This window comes from Sediminibacterium sp., from assembly GCF_019264485.1.
Classification (GTDB): domain Bacteria; phylum Bacteroidota; class Bacteroidia; order Chitinophagales; family Chitinophagaceae; genus Sediminibacterium.
Genome location: NZ_JAHVAA010000011.1, coordinates 234,458 through 255,526, shown reverse-complemented (window position 1 = coordinate 255,526; position 21,069 = coordinate 234,458). Strand labels below are relative to the sequence as shown.

Annotated in this window: 17 protein-coding genes; 2 read left to right on the top strand and 15 right to left on the bottom strand. The window is 40.9% G+C overall.

The window, feature by feature from the left end:
• Positions 1 to 46: 46 nt before the first annotated feature.
• The 14 genes from KXJ59_RS07305 to mraZ all read right to left on the bottom strand — a co-directional run bounded on the left by KXJ59_RS07305 (position 47) and on the right by mraZ (position 17,673).
• On the bottom strand, positions 47 to 1,027 hold the full coding sequence (locus KXJ59_RS07305; RefSeq protein WP_295202634.1) for a TIGR01777 family oxidoreductase: 981 nt from the start codon (positions 1,025 to 1,027) through the stop codon (positions 47 to 49).
• A 113-nt stretch (positions 1,028 to 1,140) separates the two neighbouring features.
• Positions 1,141 to 2,985: a cell division protein FtsZ gene (ftsZ, locus tag KXJ59_RS07300; RefSeq protein ID WP_295202631.1), complete on the bottom strand. Its 1,845-nt coding sequence runs from the start codon at positions 2,983 to 2,985 to the stop codon at positions 1,141 to 1,143.
• Positions 2,986 to 3,063: 78 nt separating this feature from the next.
• Positions 3,064 to 4,434, bottom strand: coding sequence for a cell division protein FtsA (ftsA, locus tag KXJ59_RS07295; RefSeq protein ID WP_295202628.1), 1,371 nt, complete (start codon positions 4,432 to 4,434; stop codon positions 3,064 to 3,066).
• A gap of 91 nt (positions 4,435 to 4,525) precedes the next feature.
• A complete protein-coding gene (locus tag KXJ59_RS07290; RefSeq protein WP_295202626.1) occupies positions 4,526 to 5,572 on the bottom strand; it encodes an FtsQ-type POTRA domain-containing protein in 1,047 nt (348 codons plus the stop codon).
• A 3-nt stretch (positions 5,573 to 5,575) separates the two neighbouring features.
• On the bottom strand, positions 5,576 to 6,934 hold the full coding sequence (murC, locus tag KXJ59_RS07285; RefSeq protein WP_295202623.1) for a UDP-N-acetylmuramate--L-alanine ligase: 1,359 nt from the start codon (positions 6,932 to 6,934) through the stop codon (positions 5,576 to 5,578).
• Positions 6,927 to 8,021, bottom strand: a complete 1,095-nt coding sequence (gene murG / locus KXJ59_RS07280) for an undecaprenyldiphospho-muramoylpentapeptide beta-N-acetylglucosaminyltransferase (protein WP_295202620.1) — start codon at positions 8,019 to 8,021, stop codon at positions 6,927 to 6,929. Before murG ends, murC begins: the two co-directional genes overlap by 8 nt.
• A gap of 4 nt (positions 8,022 to 8,025) precedes the next feature.
• The gene (locus KXJ59_RS07275; protein ID WP_295202618.1) at positions 8,026 to 9,312 is read right to left on the bottom strand and encodes an FtsW/RodA/SpoVE family cell cycle protein; all 1,287 of its coding nucleotides are present in this window, start codon (positions 9,310 to 9,312) and stop codon (positions 8,026 to 8,028) included.
• Between the two features lie 47 nt (positions 9,313 to 9,359).
• Positions 9,360 to 10,703, bottom strand: a complete 1,344-nt coding sequence (gene murD, locus KXJ59_RS07270; protein WP_295202615.1) for a UDP-N-acetylmuramoyl-L-alanine--D-glutamate ligase — start codon at positions 10,701 to 10,703, stop codon at positions 9,360 to 9,362.
• Between the two features lie 3 nt (positions 10,704 to 10,706).
• Positions 10,707 to 12,017, bottom strand: a complete 1,311-nt coding sequence (gene mraY, locus KXJ59_RS07265) for a phospho-N-acetylmuramoyl-pentapeptide-transferase (RefSeq protein ID WP_295202612.1) — start codon at positions 12,015 to 12,017, stop codon at positions 10,707 to 10,709.
• A 23-nt stretch (positions 12,018 to 12,040) separates the two neighbouring features.
• Positions 12,041 to 13,504, bottom strand: a complete 1,464-nt coding sequence (locus tag KXJ59_RS07260) for a UDP-N-acetylmuramoyl-L-alanyl-D-glutamate--2,6-diaminopimelate ligase (protein ID WP_295202610.1) — start codon at positions 13,502 to 13,504, stop codon at positions 12,041 to 12,043.
• A gap of 1 nt (position 13,505) precedes the next feature.
• The gene (locus KXJ59_RS07255) at positions 13,506 to 15,617 is read right to left on the bottom strand and encodes a penicillin-binding protein (RefSeq protein WP_295202608.1); all 2,112 of its coding nucleotides are present in this window, start codon (positions 15,615 to 15,617) and stop codon (positions 13,506 to 13,508) included.
• A 142-nt stretch (positions 15,618 to 15,759) separates the two neighbouring features.
• Positions 15,760 to 16,083 carry an FtsL-like putative cell division protein gene (locus tag KXJ59_RS07250; RefSeq protein WP_295202606.1) on the bottom strand — a complete coding sequence of 108 codons (324 nt, stop codon included), beginning with the start codon at positions 16,081 to 16,083 and terminating at the stop codon, positions 15,760 to 15,762.
• Between the two features lie 44 nt (positions 16,084 to 16,127).
• On the bottom strand, positions 16,128 to 17,033 hold the full coding sequence (rsmH, locus tag KXJ59_RS07245) for a 16S rRNA (cytosine(1402)-N(4))-methyltransferase RsmH (RefSeq protein WP_295202604.1): 906 nt from the start codon (positions 17,031 to 17,033) through the stop codon (positions 16,128 to 16,130).
• A gap of 151 nt (positions 17,034 to 17,184) precedes the next feature.
• Positions 17,185 to 17,673, bottom strand: a complete 489-nt coding sequence (mraZ, locus tag KXJ59_RS07240) for a division/cell wall cluster transcriptional repressor MraZ (RefSeq protein ID WP_295202601.1) — start codon at positions 17,671 to 17,673, stop codon at positions 17,185 to 17,187.
• 220 nt (positions 17,674 to 17,893) lie between these two features.
• On the opposite strand from mraZ, the gene KXJ59_RS07235 reads away from it, so the two are divergent.
• Positions 17,894 to 18,289, top strand: coding sequence for a hypothetical protein (locus KXJ59_RS07235; protein ID WP_295202599.1), 396 nt, complete (start codon positions 17,894 to 17,896; stop codon positions 18,287 to 18,289).
• A 50-nt stretch (positions 18,290 to 18,339) separates the two neighbouring features.
• Positions 18,340 to 19,563 carry an S-adenosylmethionine:tRNA ribosyltransferase-isomerase gene (locus KXJ59_RS07230; RefSeq protein WP_295202596.1) on the top strand — a complete coding sequence of 408 codons (1,224 nt, stop codon included), beginning with the start codon at positions 18,340 to 18,342 and terminating at the stop codon, positions 19,561 to 19,563.
• A gap of 101 nt (positions 19,564 to 19,664) precedes the next feature.
• Here KXJ59_RS07230 and KXJ59_RS07225 read toward each other — a convergent pair whose 3' ends face one another.
• Positions 19,665 to 20,999 carry a HAMP domain-containing sensor histidine kinase gene (locus KXJ59_RS07225; RefSeq protein ID WP_295202593.1) on the bottom strand — a complete coding sequence of 445 codons (1,335 nt, stop codon included), beginning with the start codon at positions 20,997 to 20,999 and terminating at the stop codon, positions 19,665 to 19,667.
• Positions 21,000 to 21,069: the final 70 nt, after the last annotated feature.

Below are 21,069 nucleotides of genomic sequence, written 5' to 3'. Positions count from 1 at the left end.
GTCGGATGTCAGATTTAAAAAAAAATCTGACATCTGAGATCTGACATCAGAGATTCGCGAGGGCTTCGTCTATGACAGGATAAGTAAACTTAAATCCTGCCGCCTCTATTTTCCTGCTGCTTACTGTTGCACTTTTCAGTATCTCAATACTCATTTCTCCCAAAAGCAGTTTCAATAGAAATGCTGGCACAGGTATTGGCAGTGCCCATTTCCTACCCATAGTTTGCGCAAGCGACATCATCAAACCACGGCTTGATTCCGGATTTGGCGCAACGGCATTGTACACACCTTGCATTTCTCTGTTTTCAATAGCATACAAAAAGAGATTGCACAGGTCATAAATATGTATCCAGCTTATTATTTGCTTACCTGTACCAAATATGGGTAGAATACCTGCCTTGAGTGGTTTTTTAAATTCGGTAATCGCACCTCCGGTCCCGCTTAATACAATACCTATTCTCAACCGAACCAGTCTTTTATCAAATGTTGTTACAGGCATTATACTTTCTTCCCATGCCTTACAGGTATCACCCAGAAAACCCGGATAAGAAGGCATTTCTTCGGTAAAAGGATTTTTGCTGTCCTGTTTGTCTGGACCATACCAGCCAATAGCTGATGCACTTACTACAGTCTTTACTGTATTAGGAATTTCCTTCAATGCTTTTACAATCAATGCGCTGCTTTTGGTTCTGCTATCCAGTATCTCCTGTTTCCGTTTTGAAGTCCAGCGTTGTTCAGCTACACCCGCACCTGCAAGATGAATAATATAATCTGCCGATATGATGGCTTCTTCATCTATCGTTTGCCTGTCAATATCCCATTGAAACACCCGTACCTTCTTTTCTTGACTCTTGTTTTCTTGACTCTTGTTCCCTTGATTCTTGTTTTCTTGACTCTCGTTCCCTCCAACACTTGTTTCTCCTGCCTTTCTGCTAAGCCAGTTTACAGCATACCCTTTCTGCAGCAGATACCGGGTAAGATATCGGCCAACCATGCCTGTTCCGCCGGTAATGAGTACTGTTTCCATTTGTTTTATTGATATAACAAATATCCGACAATAAAGGTTGAAAAAAGAATCCCGCCTTTCGGCGGGATCAACAACTAAAATCACCAGGCTAAAACATCTATGATAAGCAATCGCTAATCAGGCTTTTTACCATCTAAAAAGGTATTGATGGTGGAAATTTGTGTCTGATTATTTTCATCCTTTCCTACTGTGTATTTACTGTAAAAGTCTTCCACAGAAGTAAGGGTATTTCCAAAGAGTTCCATATTTCTTCTTACATAAGCAGGCACATTGTCAAACTCATTGTTGGCATCTGCGTTATTACTCATGTTAAAAGACAAGTTCCTGAGTTTTTGAATGCGTTCAGCGGCTCTTCTTTTCTGTTCTTCTGCATCATCCAATACCGAATCGTCTATAAAACTTGCTTTTGGTGCTACTACTGCTACAGGTGCCGGCTTTTCTTCTTTCTCTACCAGTTGCATCAGCATTTCCTCTTCCTGTGCTACGGGCTTTTCTTCTACCACAGGCACAACAGGTGTAAGCTCCTGAACAGGTGCTGGGGCTGGTCTTTCAGGCTCTGCATAAATATTCATGGGTTTGCTGAACATGGTAGTAGCAGGCTGCTGCGGTTGTTCATTTACTTTAAACTGCAGTAATTCTTCCTGAACAACAGTTTTCACCACATGCACTTCTTCTTTCGGTAATTCGGGTACTACCACTTCTTCTGTAATTTCCGTACTCAGTTCAAACTGAAGTGTGAAATTTTCAGCAGGCTCTTCTTCTGTTTTTGTTTCTTCAACAATAGCTGTTGTTGCGAAGAAATTTAAAACAGGTGACTCTTCTATCACTTCTTCCATTCTTGGCGCAAATGGATCTTTATCTTCCAGTGGTAATGTTTGTTGAATGGGTTGCTGAACGGATTTTGTTTCTGCCTGCTCAACATCCAGGGTCATTACAATTTTCTCCTGTTTGGGTTCAGGCTTTTTTTGTTCAACAGGTTTAGCAAAAGGGTCTTTATGTTCAAAACCGGTAGCAATTAAAGTGATACCAATTTTCTTATCCAATGTGTTGTCATAACCCATACCCACAATTACATCAGTATCTTCACCTGCCTGCATACGCAGAAAACTGTTAATAGTTTCCAGTTCATCCATCGTACACTCATGATCACCTTCTGCACTGTTGATGTTGATGAGTATCCATTTTGCACCTCTTATATCATTATCATTCAGTAATGGAGACGACAAAGCTTCTTCAATAGCCAGTTGTGCACGGTTTTCACCTTCTACTTCAGCTTTACCGAGTATTGCCACACCACCATTTTTCATCACCGTGCATACATCGGCAAAGTCAACAATGATATGTCCACGGCTATTGATAACATCTGTGATACATTTTGCTGCAGTTGCCAGTACATTATCTGCTTTAGAAAAAGCTTCCTTCATTTTCAGGTTACCGTACTGAATACGCAGTTTATCATTACTGATCACCAGCAATGTATCTACATATGGTTTCAGTTGACGAATACCTTCATCGGCCTGTAATTGTCTGCGTGGACCTTCAAATCCAAATGGTGTGGTTACAATACCAACGGTCAGGATACCCAGCTCTTTACAAATTTGTGCGATGATCGGAGCTCCGCCGGTACCGGTACCCCCACCCATACCCACGGTAATAAATGCCATTTTGGTATTTACTTCAAGGATTCGCTTAATTTCTTCCAGCGATTCTTCAGTAGCTTTCTTACCTACTTCAGGATTAGCTCCTGCACCCAGACCTTGCGTAAGGTGTGGACCTAATTGTATTTTATTGGGAATCTTGCTTTGTTCGATTGCTTTGGCGTCGGTATTACAGATAATAAAATCAACACCTTCGATATTCTGGTCAAACATGAAGTTGACGGCGTTGCTTCCACCGCCTCCTACACCAAGTACCTTGATGATGGAGGATTTCTGTTTGGGAAGATCAAAGTGAATCATAGAGAACGTTTTTGTTGGGTTAGTAGATTACTTAGTTTTCAATGGGACGGTATATAGGAAACGTATGTTAACTGCATTTTATTTTATTACCTGATCTTCCTCTTCTTTAAACAGATCAATCAGGTTATTCTTAAACTTGTCCCAGAATTTCTGCTTTCTTGCATTACCGTCAATTTCCGCTACAGCCTGCATTACAGGGATTTCCATTTCAGGTGCTTCTACTTTCAGGGTTCTTGGCACTTCCACTTTCTTAAACTGTTCGGTAAATTCTTTGTGTTTGTGGTCGTAATCGCTGTAACCTTTTAGTATCAGACCCAGACAGGTGGCATACATTGGTTTCTTGAGTTCTTCAATGTGATTAGGTGCCAGGTGCTCATTGGGTAAGCCAATTCTTGCATTCAGACCTGTTGTATATTCAGTTAACTGAATCAGGTGTTTTAATTGTGAACCACCACCTGTAAGAATAATACCACCATTCAATGCACGGCTGTCGAGACCTACGGTTTTAATATGATAGGTTACAAAATCGAGTATCTCACTCATTCTCGCCTGGATAATGGCAGCCAGGTTTTTCACACTGATTTCTTTAGCCGGCATACCTTTCAATCCTGGAATGGTTATGTAGGCATTGGCTTTGGCCTCATCTGCCAATGCACTGCCAAACTGTACTTTCATGGCTTCTGCCTGACTTTTCAAAACGCCTAATCCCATTCGTATATCGTTGGTGATGTTCTCACCACCAAAAGGAATAACTGCTGTATGTTTCAGGATACCTTCATAGAAAACAGCCAGGTCGCTGGTACCGCCACCAATATCAAGAATGGCCACACCTGCTTCCATATCAATATCACTCATTACTGCACTTGCCGAAGCCAGGGGCTGTAATACCAGGTCTTTGGTACTAAGTCCACTTCTGTCAACTGCACGGTGAATATTTCTGATGGCATTCCTGTCGCCGGTGATGATATGAAAATTAGCACCCACTTTCACACCGTTATAACCAACCGGGTCTTTAATATTCTGGATATTATCCACATGAAAATCCTGTGGAATTACATCGATGATCTGGTCACCTGCAGGTATAAAAGTTTTGCGCTGGTTATTCAGTAACTGATCAATTTCCCAACGCTGAATCTCCGTTTCCGGATCCTGACGAACCATATCGCCACGGGTTTGCAGGCTCTTGATATGGTGCCCGGCAATACCTACATATACTTCATTTATCTCAAGATCAGGATTACTCTCATAACAGTTTAACAAAGCCTGTTGAATGGCTTTAATGGTCTGATCGATGTTCAACACCTGACCGTGTTGTACGCCGCTGCTATTGGCACGACCAAAACCGAGTATTTCAAGTTTACCATACTCATTTTTACGCCCCGCGATGGCCGCAATTTTGGTAGTTCCAATGTCCAGACCAACAATGATCGGTGATTCATTGTGATTCATAAGGTATGTGTTTTAGTTGTTTGTATGTTTAGTGAGTAGTCAGTAGTGAGTAGTGAGTGATTTTAAATTACTACTCACTACTGACTGCTCACTACTTAGTTTTCTTCATAACCGCTTTCGGTTCCGGCTTCTTTTTCGGATCGACCTTATTCGATAACGGTTTCGTATTTATTTTATTGTTGATGTTAGTAACAGTTTTAGCAGGGCTAGTTTCTTTAACAGGTTTTTGCACAACAACCGGTGGCTTAACAATGCTGTCGGCTTGTAGCGTCCGGTTTTTCTCTACAGGAACTACCGTCAAATCTGCCGCTGTGGTCATCTGTCTGATCAGTTCCAGGGCTGTTGTTGAATCCTGTCGTATTCCACCCATTCCTTTTTTTACCGCTACCACCTGTTTATCGAACTGAACATTGATTTTTTCATAGTAATGTATACCGTTCTGCAACCAGGCCTGTTTATAAAAAGTAAGCAGACGGTTGAACTTCGCATCGAGTTCATTAACATTACCAATGCTTACTACATGATCACCAAAAACAGGTATCAGTTCAAACTGTCTGCCCGGTTCAATATCAATTTGTGCAACCTGTGCCGTCCAGAAAGAATCTTCGAGTATATACCTGCCCAGTTTTACAATATCATTTAACAAAAGACTATCTGGTTTTGATAACTTAAGGTTATCCGATGGAAAGCCTGTAAACATGGGTACCCTGGCACTTAATTTATCACTCAGCGGCAATCGAATGCCTGCACTGTCGAGATAAAAAGAGCTCCCCTGCATGGTAAAGACCCTTGCTACCGGCTGTCTTTCATCGATTTCAATCTGTAATACCTGCTGGTTATCCAGGAACATTTCTGCATTCTTTACCCATGGATTATTTTCCAATGCATTTTCCATGGAACGCAGGTTTAACATAGATACCGGCGTACCAATCACTTTTCTTTTATGATTCACCAGTTCGAGAATATCTTTTTCATCTATAAACATATTCTCTTCAATACCCGTTATTTCTATCTTTATATCTGTGCAGGTTTTCCTGTTCTTTTTCTGCATAGCTGCGCCCATCAGTACTACTGTACCAACTCCTGCCAGTATCCATGCAGCCTGGATCAATCTTTTCTTCCACTCAATCTTCTTCATCGCTTATTGTTCCAATATTGTTTTCACCGGTTTTACCAATGCATCTATATCACCTGCCCCGGCCATCACCACCAGCGATGGCTGTTTTGTTTTTATCCACTCCAGCATTTCTTCTTTTTCCATCAGCTTTTTATCTGCCAGTTTCATTTTACTGATCAATAATTCACTGGTTACACCCGGCATGGGTAGTTCACGTGCCGGATAGATAGGCAGCAGTATTACTTCATCGGCCATATCGAGACTTTCCGCAAAACCATCCGCCAGATCATTTGTGCGACTGAATAAATGAGGTTGAAATACCAGCGTCAGCTGCCGATCCTTGAAAATGCTTCTTACACCACTGATTAACGCGCGCAATTCTTCCGGATGGTGCGCATAATCATCAATGACCACATGTGATTCATTTTTTAGTGCGTATTCAAATCTTCTTCGTACACCTTTAAAATCAGCTACTGCTGCACGTATGGCATCATCACTAATACCTAAATGTTTGGCAACTGTTATGGCTGCAATCACATTTTCAATATTGTGTAACCCGCCCATATGAAGGGTAATATTATTAATGATCCATCCCGGACCACTTACATTAAAATTATAACTGCCATTTTGCACCAACAGGTTAACAGCTTTTACATCTGCTTCGGGTTGATTGTAGCTATACCTGTAATTCAGGCTGGCCTGCAGATCAGCTTCTCTACTCAACCCCTTTTTTGTTACCAGACAGCCTCCGGGTTTTACTTTTCCTGCAAATTGTACAAAAGCATTCTCTACTTCCTGTGGTGTTCCATAAATATCAAGGTGATCGGGATCAATAGCAGTTACCACTGCGATATCGGGTACCAGTTTTAAAAAACTCCGATCGTACTCATCTGCTTCTACTACTACTACATTTCTATTACTACTCCAGAAATTGGTATTGTAGTTGGCTGCAATTCCGCCCAGGAATGCATTACATCCATAACCTGAATGACGCAATAAGTGTGCGATCATAGATGTAACCGTTGTTTTTCCATGTGTTCCGCCCACACAGATATTAAATGAACCTTCGGTGATCCATTGCAATACATCGCTACGCTTTACTACTGTGTACCCATTTTCACGATAATACACGAGCTCTGCATGAGCTGCAGGAATAGCAGGCGTGTACACCACAGCATCGGCATCTTTTGGAGCCAGGTCAACCCGCTCTTCATAATGAATAGCAATACCCTGTTCTTCCAGCTCACGGGTAAGCGGTGTACTGGTTTTATCGTAACCACTCACTGCTGCACCTCTGGATTTAAAGTAACGCGCAAGCGCACTCATACCAATACCACCGATACCGATAAAATATATTTTCTGTATGTCGTTTAACTTAACCACCGATTGTATTTAATATTTCTGTTGCTACCACTTCATCAGCATTTGCTATCCCGAGTGGTGTTATTTTTTCTTTTAATTCGTGTTGCTGCTCATAATTTTTTGCCAATGCCACCATTTTTGAAAACAATTCTTTTACTGCTTCCTGATCTTTTACGATTAAGGCAGCTCCTTTATTTACCAGGTGCATGGCATTTACTGTCTGATGATCTTCTGCTGCATGTGGGTAGGGTACAAATATGGCCGGCTTTTTCACCACACATATCTCAGCCACAGACATAGCACCGGCTCTTGATACTATTATATCTGCAGCAGCATATGCTTTATCCATGTCTGTTATAAATGCATCGACCCATACATTTGAAAAAATCTTGCCCCTTTCTTTATAAGCGGTGGCATTCGTCTTACCTGTTTGCCAGATCAGTTGTATATCGAGCGAAATGAATTCATGTACATGTGCCGCTATTACATCGTTGATACTTTTAGCACCAAGACTACCTCCCATTACGAGGATGGTTGTCTTATTTTTTTCTAATCCAAAACTTTCCAGTGCGGCCTCTTTTGACAAGACAATATTTGCAATTGATTTTCTCACCGGATTACCCGTTACCATCAATTTTTCTGCCGGGAAAAACTTTTCCATTCCGGCTGTTGCTACAAATATTTTAGTGGCTCTGGCACCCAACAACATATTACTCTTTCCTGCAAAGGAATTGGCCTCATGAATAAATGTTGGAATTCCTTTCTGCTGGGCATAACGCAACACCGGAAAGGTTGAGTAACCCCCTACACCTATTACAGCATCTGGCTGAAACCGATTCACCAGTTTTTTAACCTTCCAGAAACTCTTGATGAGTTTTAAGGGAAGTGAAATATTTTTAAAAAGATTCGACCGGTTAAATCCTGCAATATCCAATCCCTCAATGCTGTAACCTGCTTGCGGCACTTTTTCCATTTCCATCTTACCCAATGCACCAATAAACAGGAATACCGTATCAGGCACCAATTTTTTTATGGCGTTTGCAATGGCTATGGCAGGGAAAATATGCCCGCCTGTTCCCCCTCCTGCTATGATGATTTTTTTTGCCATTTGTTTACACCGCAGTTGTTACTAAAGAATTTACGATTGGAGCAGGCTCTGGTTTACCTTCTATCTGTTCCACATTACGCGCCACACTCAACACAATACCTATAGCACAACAGGTAAATAAAAAAGAACTTCCTCCCATACTTACCAATGGTAGTGTTACCCCTGTTACAGGAACCAGGTTTACATTTACTGCCATATTAGCTACCGCCTGAATAACAAGCGTAAAACTCAATCCCAATGCCAGAAAAGCCCCAAATGCATAGGGACATTTCCGGAAGATGCGTATACAGCGGAAAAGGAAAACGAGGTAAATAAATATCATGAATGCTCCCCCAATCAATCCATATTCTTCGATGATGATGGAATAAATAAAATCGTTATAAGCCTGAGGAAGAAAATTGCGTTGCTGACTATTACCCGGACCAAGCCCCATGAGCACCCCTCCATTGGCAATGGCAATTTTAGCCTGTTGTACCTGATAAGGCACTTCTGCTTCTTTGGCATAAATAAAATCCTGTACTCTTTTTACCCATGTTCCAAAACGACCAATTGATTTTGCTTTTTCTGCCACTACTACATCACTGTTACTTGCTTTGCTTTTATGTGTCATTACAGCTACTGAAACAATAAAGGCAACCGGTATTAGTGCCACACCAATAGTTAGTAAAATATGTTTCAGGCTTACCCTGCCAATAAACATCAACAATAAAGAAGTGGCTCCTGTTAATAAGGCATTAGACAGGTTGGCAGGCATAATCAGTGCGCAGATAATCAATACTGGTGTAACAATGGGAATAAACCCTTTTTTGAAATCCTTGATTACTTCCTGCTTTTTACTCAGCAATTTTGAGATATACATAAACAAAGCAAGCTTTGCAAGATCACTGGTTTGAACTGTCAGGTGAATAATCGGCAATTTGATCCACCGGCTACCTTCGTTTATTTTTGCTCCAAAAAATAAAGTATAAATCAATAAAGGAATAGACAGTAAAAACAGGATGGTTGCAATCCTTGAAAACAAAGAGTAATTAATCCGATGCAGGAAATAAATCAGCATTAATCCTACCACGGTAAATGACACCTGCTTAAACAAATATATATTGGTATTACCCTTGTACATTTTATAAGCCAGCGAGCCCGTTGCGCTATATACAACCAGGATAGAGATCAGCGATAAAAGCAATACGATACCCCAGATATACTTATCGCCCCTTGCTCTGTCTACAAGCTGGCTGCGTACACCTTCTACACTGGGTATCTGGGAAAACAGTTTATCGGTTACTTCTGGCATAATATTTATTCCTTCCCGGTAATAGTTTCATTACCGGCTTCACAGTATTACAATTCTTTTACAGCATCCTTAAATTGCGCTCCGCGGTCTTCGTAGTTTTTAAACAGATCGAAGCTGGCGCAGGCCGGACTCAACAATACCACATCGCCTTTTGCAGATAATTTGAATGATGTGTTTACAGCTTTCTTGGCGCTATCTGTTTCAACAATAACCGGCGCAATATCTTTGAATGCTTCAATAATCTTGCTATTGTCTACTCCCATACATACAATTGCTTTCACTTTATCTTTTACCAGTTCGGCAATCAGTGAATAATCATTCCCTTTGTCTGTTCCGCCAAGAATGAGCACAGTTGGCTTGGTCATACTTTCGAGTGCATACCAGGTACTGTTTACATTGGTGGCTTTACTGTCGTTGATAAACTCAACACCACGTACCATGGCCACAAATTCCATCCGATGTTCGAGGCTGTGGAAATTTTTCACAGCTTCTCTGATCTTTTCTTTTCTGATACCCAAAGTGGTAGCGGCAATTCCTGCGGCCATAGTGTTGTAGTTGTTGTGTTTACCCTTAAGGGCGAAATCGTAAATACTCATGCTTACTCTTTCTTCCTGGATTCTTAGCATCATCTGGTCGCCCTTGATGTAGCCGCCTTTTTTTACTTCGTGTTTCATAGAGAATGGTAATGGGTTAGTATGGATGGTTAGTAGTCTCAATTTTTCCATGATCACTTCATCATCTTCACAGTAGATGAAATAATCATTCATAGTCTGGTTTTGAATGATTTTGAACTTGCTGTTGATATAATTCTCAAACCTGTACTCATACCTGTCGAGATGATCTTCTGTGATATTCAATAACACACTTACATCGGCACGGAAATCTTTTATATCATCCAGTTGAAAAGAACTGATCTCGGCCACATACAGCGCTTTGGGTTCTTCTGCCACCTGTTTTGCAAATGAATACCCGATATTGCCTACCAATGCACAATCCAGTCCTGCTGTCTGGCAGATATGATAAATCAATGCAGTGGTAGTACTTTTCCCGTTACTTCCTGTGATCGCTACAATTTTGCTATCGCCTTTATAGCGATAGGCCAATTCTATCTCACTGATCACCGGTATACCTTTTGCACGAATGGCTTTTACCACTTCATTCTTTTCAGGTATGCCCGGGCTCTTCATCACTTCATCTGCATTCAATATCAGATCAAGGCTGTGCTTCGCCGATTCAAAATCAATTTGATTGTCAAGGAGCTCTTTTTCATATTTTGGTTTGATGGGGCCACCGTCGCTCAGGAATACTTCATATCCCTTTTTTTTGCCCAGCAATGCAGCACCTACACCACTCTCGCCGCCACCTAATATGACCAGTCTATGCTTCTTCATTTATTATCTCATTTTCAGTGTCAGGATCGACATCACCACACACAATACTGTTACGATCCAGAACCTGATAGCAATTTTATTTTCATGAAATCCTTTCTTCTGGTAATGATGGTGAAGAGGGCTCATGAGAAATATTCTTCTGCCTTCACCAAATTTTTTCTTTGTATACTTGAAATAACTCACCTGCAGCATCACACTCACCAGTTCTACGAGGAACACGCCACAGAAAATGGGAATCAGTAATTCTTTTCTTACAATAATGGCCAGTGAAGCAATAATACCGCCCAATGCCAAACTCCCAGTATCGCCCATAAATACCTGAGCCGGATATACATTGTACCATAAAAACCCAATACAGGCTCCTACAAACGCACCTACGAAAATGGATAGTTCACCAAGATTGGGTATATACATTACATTCAGGTAATCGGCCAATACGTAGTTACCACTCACATAAATAAATACGCCCAATGCCACTCCAATAATGGCACTCACACCTGCCGCCAGACCATCAAGCCCGTCTGTTATATTGGCTCCATTTGACACTGCAGTGATGATGAAAGTGACAATCAGGATATAAATGATCCAGGTATATTTTTCTGCACCCTCACCCATCCAGCTAATCAGTTTACTGTAATTGAACTCATGATTTTTTACAAAAGGAATAGTGGTGATAGGTGTTTTTACTTTTACGTATCTTCTTTCTACACCATTGATATTTCTTACAATTACATTGGTGTCTTTCGCCAGTCGTTCTCCTTTCTGTAACTCAACAGCATTGGTTGATATAATTTCTCTCTCTACCGTTACTGCATTACTGAAGTATAAAGTAGTGCCGATAATAATACCCAATCCTACCTGTCCGATAATCTTAGAAATACCCGCCAACCCATCACTGTCTTTTTTCTTGTATGATTCTCCTTTTTGTAAAGCAGCTCTTCTTGCTTTGATTTTAAAATAGTCATCCAGAAAACCGATAATACCCAGCCACACTGTACACAATACCATTAAACGGATATATACTTTATCCAGATTGGCAAATAATAAAGTTGGGATCAGTATACTCAACAGAATAATAACACCACCCATGGTTGGGGTACCTTTTTTCTGGTGCTCCCCCTGCAATCCAAGCTCTCTAACTGTTTCACCGATTTGCTTTTTTTGCAGAAATAAGATCAGGCGTTTGCCATATACTGTAGCAATTACCAGCGATAGCAACACGGCCATTGCTATCCTGAATGTCAGGAACTGGAACATACCTGCACCCGGTACATTAAATTCCTGCTTCAGCCATGTAAATAATTGATACAGCATAAGGTGGTTTAATTTTGTTATTGTTATTTATTAAGTGCTGCAAACATTTCCAGTAATACCTGTTTATCATCAAAAGGATATTTCACTCCTTTTATATCCTGGTATTTTTCATGCCCTTTTCCCGCTACCAGTATAATATCTTCCGGACCAGCATAACTTACTGCCATTCTGATTGCTTCTTTCCTGTCTGTGATACTGATATATTTTCTTTTTGCCGAACTGCTTAATCCTGTTTCCATGTCTTTCAGTATAGCTTCAGGTTCCTCTGTTCTGGGGTTATCACTGGTTAGAATTACCCTATCGCTCAGGTCGCATGCGGTTTGTGCCATCACAGGGCGCTTTGTTTTATCCCTGTCACCACCACATCCCACCACAGTAATTACCTGCTCATGTCCTTTTCTTAATTTTTTAATCGTCATCAACACATTTTCCAATGCATCGGGTGTATGTGCATAGTCTACAATACCAATAATCAATCCGCTACTGATTACATAATCAAATCGCCCTTCGGCACCACTTAACATGCTCAATGCAGTTAATACTTCGTCACTATCTTCTCCTAAACAAACCGCAGCTCCATATACAGCCAGCAGATTGTAAGCATTAAACTCTCCAATCAACCTGAAATGCACTTCTTTACCATTCACCGTCATAATCAATCCTGTCAGTGCATTCTCCAGGATTTTTCCTTTAAAAGCCGATACTGTTTTAAGACTGTACAGGTATTTGGATGCCTGTGTATTCTGCAACATCACGTCTCCGCGTTTATCATCTGCATTTGAAATAGCAAAAGCAGATGCGGGTAAATGATCGAAGAATGATTTCTTTACGCGGATATACTCGTCAAATGTTTTATGATAATCAAGATGATCATGTGTGATATTGCTGAACAATGCACCTGCAAACTGTAACCCCGTTATGCGGTGCTGATGAATAGCATGACTGCTGCATTCCATAAATACATGACTGCAACCGGCATCTGCCATCAGTTTCAGTAATGCATTCAGGCTAACAGCATCAGGAGTGGTATGCGTTGAAGGAATAATTTCATCACCCACCTGATTCTGTACAGTGCTGATGAGTCCACATTTATAGCCGAATCTTGAAAACAGTTTAAAAAGTACAGTAGCAATGGTGGTTTTACCATTGGTACCGGTTACACCTACCAGTTTAACTTTTGCAGAAGGTTCATCATAAAACTGGTGTGCCATATAAGCAACTGCTTCCTGCGAGTCGGCCACTTCGAGGTATGTAATGCCATTCTGCACCGACTGAGGCATTGTTTCGCAAACAATAACTGTAGCACCAGCAGCTATGGCTTTTTCAATGAACAGATGTCCATCAGACAAAGCACCTTTAATGGCAATAAATACATTTCCCGCTTCCAGTTTTCTGGAATCTATCTGAATACCGGAAACAGTGATGTCCGTACTTCCATGCACCTGTTTCAGGTGTACCCTATATAATATGTCCTGTAGTTTCGTCATATTAATTGAGTGCTATATTTATCAGTTGTCCTTTTGCAATTATTTCACCTGCCTGTACCGATTGGGCTACTACTTTACCTTTTCCCTGTACCTGAACTTTTAATCCCAGGTTTTCACACAGGTACACCACATCTTTCAAACCCATTCCTTTTAACTGTGGCATGGATTTATCTGTAACTGCTTTTGTATTGAGCGTAATTATTTTATCTCTACCACTTACCGCTACCCACTCATCAATCCGTTTGGTCGAATCTTTAAAAGGAATATTTAATTTTTTTGTAACAGTGGTTAAGTCTGTTTTAAAACCTGCATAGGCAAAATAGCTGCTATCGATACCTACCGATTTTTTTGTGAGATTATTTACCCTTACATAAGTGCTGTATAAACGATCTGCTATTTCTTTAAACACCGGGCCTGCAACGGAGCCACCATAATAAACAGGTGCATGTGGTTTGTTTTTAATAACAACGATGCAGGTATATTGCGGATCATCGGCCGGGAAATAACCCGCAAATGATGATTGATATACTTTATCGGCATAACCCCTGTTACCATTGGCCACCAGTGCTGTTCCGGTTTTGCCCGCTACCCTGTATGGTGTTTCTTTAAACAGCAATGCCCCTGTTCCTGATATACAAACACCCTCCAAACATTCACGTAATTGACGAAGCGTTTCATCACTGCATATTTTTTCATCAACTACTACAGGCGAAAAAGATTTCTGCAATACCCCTTCTTCTTTTACTGCTCCTACGAGATAAGGTCTCATCATCTTACCATTATTCGCTACAGCATTATAGAGTGCCAAAGTTTGTAATGGACTTACAGACAGGTTATAACCAAATGCCATCCAGGGAAGTGTTGTAGGACCCCAGAGTTTATGTCCGGGTTTGAAAATGGTAGGTTTACGCTCGCCGGTCAAATCAATGCCTGTAAGTGTATCCATCCGCATTTTTTTCAGGTGACTGATAAAACGTGACGGGTTAGCTGAATAATGTGCCACTGCCAGTTTTGCCATTCCCACGTTAGAACTGAGTTCAAATGCCTGTTTCACAGACACCACATTACGACCATGTTTTTCGCTATCGTACACCACCTGACCAGCTACTTTCCAGGTACCTCCTTCGAGGTCTACACCCTGATTAAGGTTTACTTTTTTATCTTCCAACAGTGCAATCATAGTGGCCAGCTTGAAAGTTGATCCGGGTTCTGAAGGACTGATAGCATAATTGAAATCTTCCCAGTACACACCTTCACCCCTTTTTCCAAGATTGGCCACTGCTTTAATCTTTCCTGTTTTTGTCTCCATCACAATCGCTGTTCCATATTCAGCTTCATTCTTCACCATCATCTTCATCAATGCATTTTCTGTTACTTCCTGTATAAACACATCAATGGTACTCACAATATCTTTTCCTGTTTCGGGCTCTATTTCATAGGTATCTGCATCAACAGGAACATAAACACCACCTGCAATAGAACGCACCAATTGCTTCCCGTTCCTGCCTTTCAGTATACTGTCGTAAGTCATTTCCAGACCTACTTTGTTGGCATCTCTTGCCAGACCAATGGTTCTGAACGCAAGCATTTTGTATGGATTGAGACGAATGGTTTTTTCGTTCGCAATCAATCCACTTTTATACCTGCCCAGTTTGAATAAAGGAAACCTGCGGAGTTCTTCATATTCCCTGAATGATATTTTTTTCTTTAGCAGAAAATAAGCGTCGTTGTTTTTATATCCCTGCTTCAACAATGCTTTATAATCATCCTTACTCTGATCGCCAAATAAATTGGCCAGGTAATAACTCAGCGAATCAATATTTTCCCGGAACAACAATCCATTTTTAGCGCGCAGCGATTCTACACGAAAGTCCATATAGATATCAAACTGCGGAATGCTGGTACTTAACATTTGTCCATCTTCACTATAGATGGTTCCACGCTCTGCTTCAATTTCATCGATACGCTGATGCAGGCTATCGCTCATGCTTCTCCAGTAACTTCCCTCTACCTGTTGTATATACACCGCTTTACCAAAAATGGCCACACATACCAGCACTACCAGTATATAACTGAGGTAGACTCTCCATAATATGTCGCGTTTTACTTCCAAGCTGGTTTGGTATATTTTATTCAATTCACCCGAACCCTCCCTGCTTCACAAAAAGGATCCTTTATGTTTAATCAATTACTAACTACTCACCATTGACCACTCACCATTCCCCACTCACCATTCACCACTCACCATTCCCCTTTCACTTCTCACTCTTCAGCCTCACAGGTGTTTCTTTAATCACCTTCAATCCCAATGGCTCTGTTGCTTTTATCACTTGTTGTTCTTCACTCTTAAACATCACTTCACTCTTCAGCGTCTTATATTCGTATTGTAATTCTTTCAGCTCTTTGGTAGTGTTATTTATGTTTCTGATCGTCTTATCTGCCATATGTCCGTTTGCGATATACAATACAGCCAATACTGATAAAAACAGGAAGAATGGAATATTCTTCAGTATCCATTGATAGTTGAACAACCCTCTCAGTGGATTTTTGTTTTGCTGTATTTTTTCTGTTTCAGACATTTAATTTTTTTTCAACTCACCACCGACTATTCACTACTCACTGCTTACACCCGTTCAGCTACTCTCAGTTTTGCACTTCTGCTTCTTGTATTCTGCTTAATCTCTTCCGCTGCTGCTGATATCGGTTTTTTTGTGATCACTTTCAACACCTGTTCTTTCTCCACAGACAATAAGGGGTTATCTGGTGTTTCGTCGAAACTCCCCTGCCGGAAAAAGTTCTTTACCAGCCTGTCTTCTATGGAATGAAAAGTAATGATGGCTACACGGCCACCTGTTTTAAGCACAGCAGGAACCTGCTGCAGCATTTCTTTCAATGCCCCCATTTCATCGTTTACTTCCATACGAAGCGCCTGGAATACCTGAGCCAAATACTTATTAGGATTTCCTTTCACCACAGTACTAATCAGCGCCTTGAACTGTTCAATGGTTTGCACCTGCAGATGATTGCGTTGTTGTGCAATATGACGTGCCAGCGTTTTTGAATTGCTGACTTCCCCATATTGCTCAAACATTTTATGCAATTGCTGTTCGGTGTAGCTGCGTACAATATCCGCCGCACTGATCGACTGACGTCTGTCCATCCGCATATCCAGCGGACCGGAGAAGCGAATAGAGAATCCGCGATCACCTTCATCGAACTGATGACTGCTTACACCCAGATCGGCAAGAATGCCATCGACGGTAGTAATCTCATGCAAACGAAGAAAGCGTTGCAGGTGACGAAAATTTTGTGGCACAAATACCACTCGTTTGTCGTCGGGAATATTACGTTGCGCATCAGCATCCTGATCAAAGGCAATAAGCTTACCTTTTTCATTGAGCTGCGCTAATATCCCCCTGCTATGTCCACCACCTCCAAAAGTGCAATCCACATATACACCATCGGGTCGGATAGACAATGCTTCCAGGGTTTCATTGTAGAGGACGGGGATGTGATAACCTTGATTCAATTTGGAAATTTGAAAAATGATCAATTTGGAAATTTGGAAATTTGGAAATTTGGAAATACGACTATCTGAGAAAAGCCGAAAATGAAGCAGCACATGTATTTCATTTTCAAATTTTCTCCCATCGGAGTCCTTTGGACAAATTGCCTCATTTTCAAATTTTTTCTGTCATCACTTCCTGCGCCAGGCTACTGAAAGCTTCTGGTGAGAAATCCTCAAAGAGCTGTTTGTACTTACCGGCATCCCAGATCTCGAAACGGTCAAGGGCGGCAGCGAGGATGATATCCTTGCTTAAGCCCGCAAACTCCTTCAGCGAAGCGGGTAACAACATACGGCCGGCATTATCCAGCTCTATTTCTGTTGCACCGCCCAAAAACTGACGACGGAATTGGCGTACCTTGGGGTCGAAATCATTCAACTGGCTGATCTTTGCAATAATTATTTCCCAACTTTTCAATGGATATAACGTGAGACATTTTTCAAAGCCACGGCTGAGGATGAAACGGCTCTCTCCTTCCGGCAACTGCTTTTTCAGTCCGCCAGGAAGCAGAAAACGCCCTTTCGCGTCAACTGTAGCTTCATATTCTCCGTGAAATCCGGTCATTGGTGAATAAATATTTAAATGATTACCACTTGTTGACACAAAATAACACTTTTTCCCACTTTCTACCCGAATTTGGAGCGACTGTATTTATCCACAGATTTCATTTCGCTATAATTCAATACTGCATTGATTTTCAGCAGATTTCTCGAAAAAGGGGTGTGAATGAATTGTGGATTAGTGTGAATAGTGAGTGAATAACCTATTAAAACCGGTAACTGGCATATATTTCACTGAAAATCAATCCATAAAAGATTAAATAATGGCTAACCCCGGATATTCAGGCAAACCTGTTTGGCAGAAACTGGGCATTCAACCGGAAACCCGTATCAGGCTTATCGCTGCGCCGGCAGACTATGCCAGGCTCATTGACTTTCCTTCACCCCTAAAAGTGGTAAAAAGTGGAAAAGCCGATATGGTTCATTGTTTTGTTCGTAGCCAGAACGAACTGAAAAATCTCTTCCCGAGGCTGATTGAAGAAATTGCGGAAACAGGATGTATATGGGTGTCATGGTATAAAAAATCAGCTGGGATAGTAACCGACCTTACGGAAGATCGTATCAGAGACATTATTCTACCAGCCGGATGGGTTGATATAAAAGTTTGCGCAGTGAGTGAAGAATGGAGCGGCTTAAAACTTGTTCGGAGAAAGAAATGATATAACTGTAAAGCTCTCCCACACTAACTTTGCCGCTTCAATATTGTGCAATGAAACATCCTAAAGATTTATCGATACTGGATTATATCTATGATTTACCTGAAGAAAAAATTGCACGTTATCCATTAGCAGAAAGAGACCAGAGTAAACTGCTGGTATTTCGCAACCAACAGATTGATAGTGCTGTTTACAGTAACCTCCCTTCCTTAATTCCTTCAAACAGCTTGCTGGTGTTCAACAATACCAAAGTAGTGGAAGCACGATTATATTTTAAGAAAGAAACCGGTACGCTTATCGAAATATTCTGTCTGGAACCAGATGACCGTTATGCTGATATTACAACGGCCATGTTACAAAAACAAGAAGTATACTGGAAATGCCTGATAGGTGGCGCCAAAAAATGGAAGGAGCCTTTTCTCTCTTTATCTTTTTTATACAAAGGTTTATCCGTTTCACTTACTGCCCAAAAAATTGAACAGGTACAAGACTATTATATCATTGCTTTCCATTGGAACAACCCCGATATTTCTTTCGCAGAAGTATTACATGCCGCTGGTAATTTGCCCCTACCCCCTTATATGAACAGGGCGGCTGAAACAACGGATCATGACAGGTACCAGACAGTTTATGCAAAATATGATGGCTCTGTTGCGGCGCCTACTGCAGGATTGCATTTCACCGAATCCTTACTCTCTTCACTGCAGGCAGCTAACATAAATACCACATTTGTAACCTTACATGTTGGTGCCGGAACTTTTAAACCTGTTAAGGCCCAACTCATGCAGGATCATGATATGCATGCTGAGTTTATTGATGTATCTGTTGAAACGATTGAAGAAATAAAAAAACATTTGTCTGATAAGATTATTGCAGTCGGCACCACCTCCTTACGCACGCTTGAAAGTTTATACTGGTTAGGGGTAAAAATTATACATCACCCAAACATTAATACAGCAGCTTTACTGGTTGAGCAGTGGGAACCGTATGAAAAAGACGAACAGGCTGATCCCGGTGTGGCCTTAGATGCTTTATTAAACTGGCTGAAATTGAACAATACAGATAGACTGATCACTAAAACCAGGATTATTATTGCACCCGGGTACAGGTTCAGGATCATCCACGCATTAATTACGAATTTTCATCAGCCACAATCAACACTATTATTACTCGTGGCTGCCATTACCGGATCTGACTGGAGAACAATTTATGATTATGCACTCGACCATCAATTCAGGTTCCTGAGTTATGGTGATGGTTGTTTATTATGGTGCTAATCAGTAGTTATTAGCTATAAGCTATTACCAAAGTTAGTAAGAAAAAGATTTTCCTGAAAAGCTAGTAGCTGGCAGCTCGTGGCCAGCAGCTATACCACCTCCTATGCATTTCCTTTTTTCAAAGAAACTTCAAGTGTGAAACTGCTTCCTTTCCCTAAAGTGCTGTCTACTTTTATTTTGCCTTTGTGTGCATCAATAACTGTTTTCACATAACTCATACCCAAACCAAACCCTTTTACATTATGGAGATTACCGGTATGTGCACGGTAAAATTTTTCGAAAATCCGTTTGAGGGTTTCTTTATTCATTCCAATACCATTGTCTTCCACACGAATTACAATACTACGGGCAGTGCTGTGAGTGGTAATACGAATGATGGGCTTGTCTTTAGAATATTTAATGGCATTGTCGACCAGGTTAGAAATCATATTGGTGAAATGTACTTCATCGCCCTCAATCAAATCATTCGCTGCGTTAAGGTATAATTCTACCACTCCTTCTTTGTCTTGTAACTGTAACTGGTGGTTATCGAGTGCATGCTGTATCACTTCATGTACATGTAATGGAACTTCATTGAGTTTTAATTCCTGTTTCTCCATTAATGCAGCCTGAAGAATTGTTTCCACATGCTTATTCATGCGAATATTTTCTTCCTTGATAATACCACTGAAGTATTTCATCTTCGTAGGGTCTGCCTGCACTTTATCATTCCTGATCGCATCAACAGCCAATGATATCGTGGCCAATGGTGTCTTGAACTCATGCGTCATATTATTGATGAAATCACTCTTTATTTCACTCAATTTTTTCTGATTCAGCAATGATCGTATGGTTACATAAAAAGCAGCAATGATAATGAGCATGAATACCAGGGCACCTATCAATTCCCATTTAAGCGAGGCCCAAACCTGTTTCTTAAAATCAGGTACTACAATTACAAGTGTTTCAATACTACTGATCCCTTCAAAATCAGATCCGCTTTCAGGAACAATTCCAAAATAATGGCGTCTGTTTACCACTGTATCCCAATATTCTTTTGAAAAATTTCGGGTCGACATTTCAATATCTTCTGAAGGAGCTATTATGGCATATTCAAAATTAATATCGCGTATACCTTCTGTTTCCAATTCTGTTCTGATCATCCGATAGATATCCTGTACACTGTACCGCTGGTCAATGGTTGGGGGTTTTAATACATGCAGGTGAAAATCTGAATTAAAAGTAAGTCCGCCTCTCTTGGGTAAACGAAGTGATTGTGTACTTTTTGCCGCACCATTCAGTTGTATGGCAACCCTGCCTCCCGCATTATCTACCTTACTCCTGAATTCGGTATTCCTGATTTCCAATAAATTATTCAGCCATGAACTTTGTACGATAAAAAGTCCAAGCAGTGAGAGCGTAATCAGTATGACGATAACGGGGAAAGTTCTCTTCATCCATACAAATATAATGGTCTGTTACAAGTAGCAAACAGGTATTGGCTATGTTTATCACCTTTTTAACGCC

Bases quoted from the DNA above. Each gene is read 5' to 3' on its own strand.
- KXJ59_RS07230 (WP_295202596.1), top strand. From the start codon at position 18,340: ATGAAACATCCTAAAGATTTATCGATACTGGATTATATCTATGATTTA.
- KXJ59_RS07260 (WP_295202610.1), bottom strand. From the start codon at position 13,504: ATGACGAAACTACAGGACATATTATATAGGGTACACCTGAAACAGGTG.
- mraY (WP_295202612.1), bottom strand. From the start codon at position 12,017: ATGCTGTATCAATTATTTACATGGCTGAAGCAGGAATTTAATGTACCG.
- KXJ59_RS07235 (WP_295202599.1), top strand. From the start codon at position 17,894: ATGGCTAACCCCGGATATTCAGGCAAACCTGTTTGGCAGAAACTGGGC.
- KXJ59_RS07275 (WP_295202618.1), bottom strand. From the start codon at position 9,312: ATGCCAGAAGTAACCGATAAACTGTTTTCCCAGATACCCAGTGTAGAA.
- KXJ59_RS07305 (WP_295202634.1), bottom strand. From the start codon at position 1,027: ATGGAAACAGTACTCATTACCGGCGGAACAGGCATGGTTGGCCGATAT.
- ftsZ (WP_295202631.1), bottom strand. From the start codon at position 2,985: ATGATTCACTTTGATCTTCCCAAACAGAAATCCTCCATCATCAAGGTA.
- murG (WP_295202620.1), bottom strand. From the start codon at position 8,021: ATGGCAAAAAAAATCATCATAGCAGGAGGGGGAACAGGCGGGCATATT.
- KXJ59_RS07250 (WP_295202606.1), bottom strand. From the start codon at position 16,083: ATGTCTGAAACAGAAAAAATACAGCAAAACAAAAATCCACTGAGAGGG.
- KXJ59_RS07290 (WP_295202626.1), bottom strand. From the start codon at position 5,572: ATGAAGAAGATTGAGTGGAAGAAAAGATTGATCCAGGCTGCATGGATA.
- murD (WP_295202615.1), bottom strand. From the start codon at position 10,703: ATGAAGAAGCATAGACTGGTCATATTAGGTGGCGGCGAGAGTGGTGTA.
- ftsA (WP_295202628.1), bottom strand. From the start codon at position 4,434: ATGAATCACAATGAATCACCGATCATTGTTGGTCTGGACATTGGAACT.
- KXJ59_RS07225 (WP_295202593.1), bottom strand. From the start codon at position 20,999: ATGAAGAGAACTTTCCCCGTTATCGTCATACTGATTACGCTCTCACTG.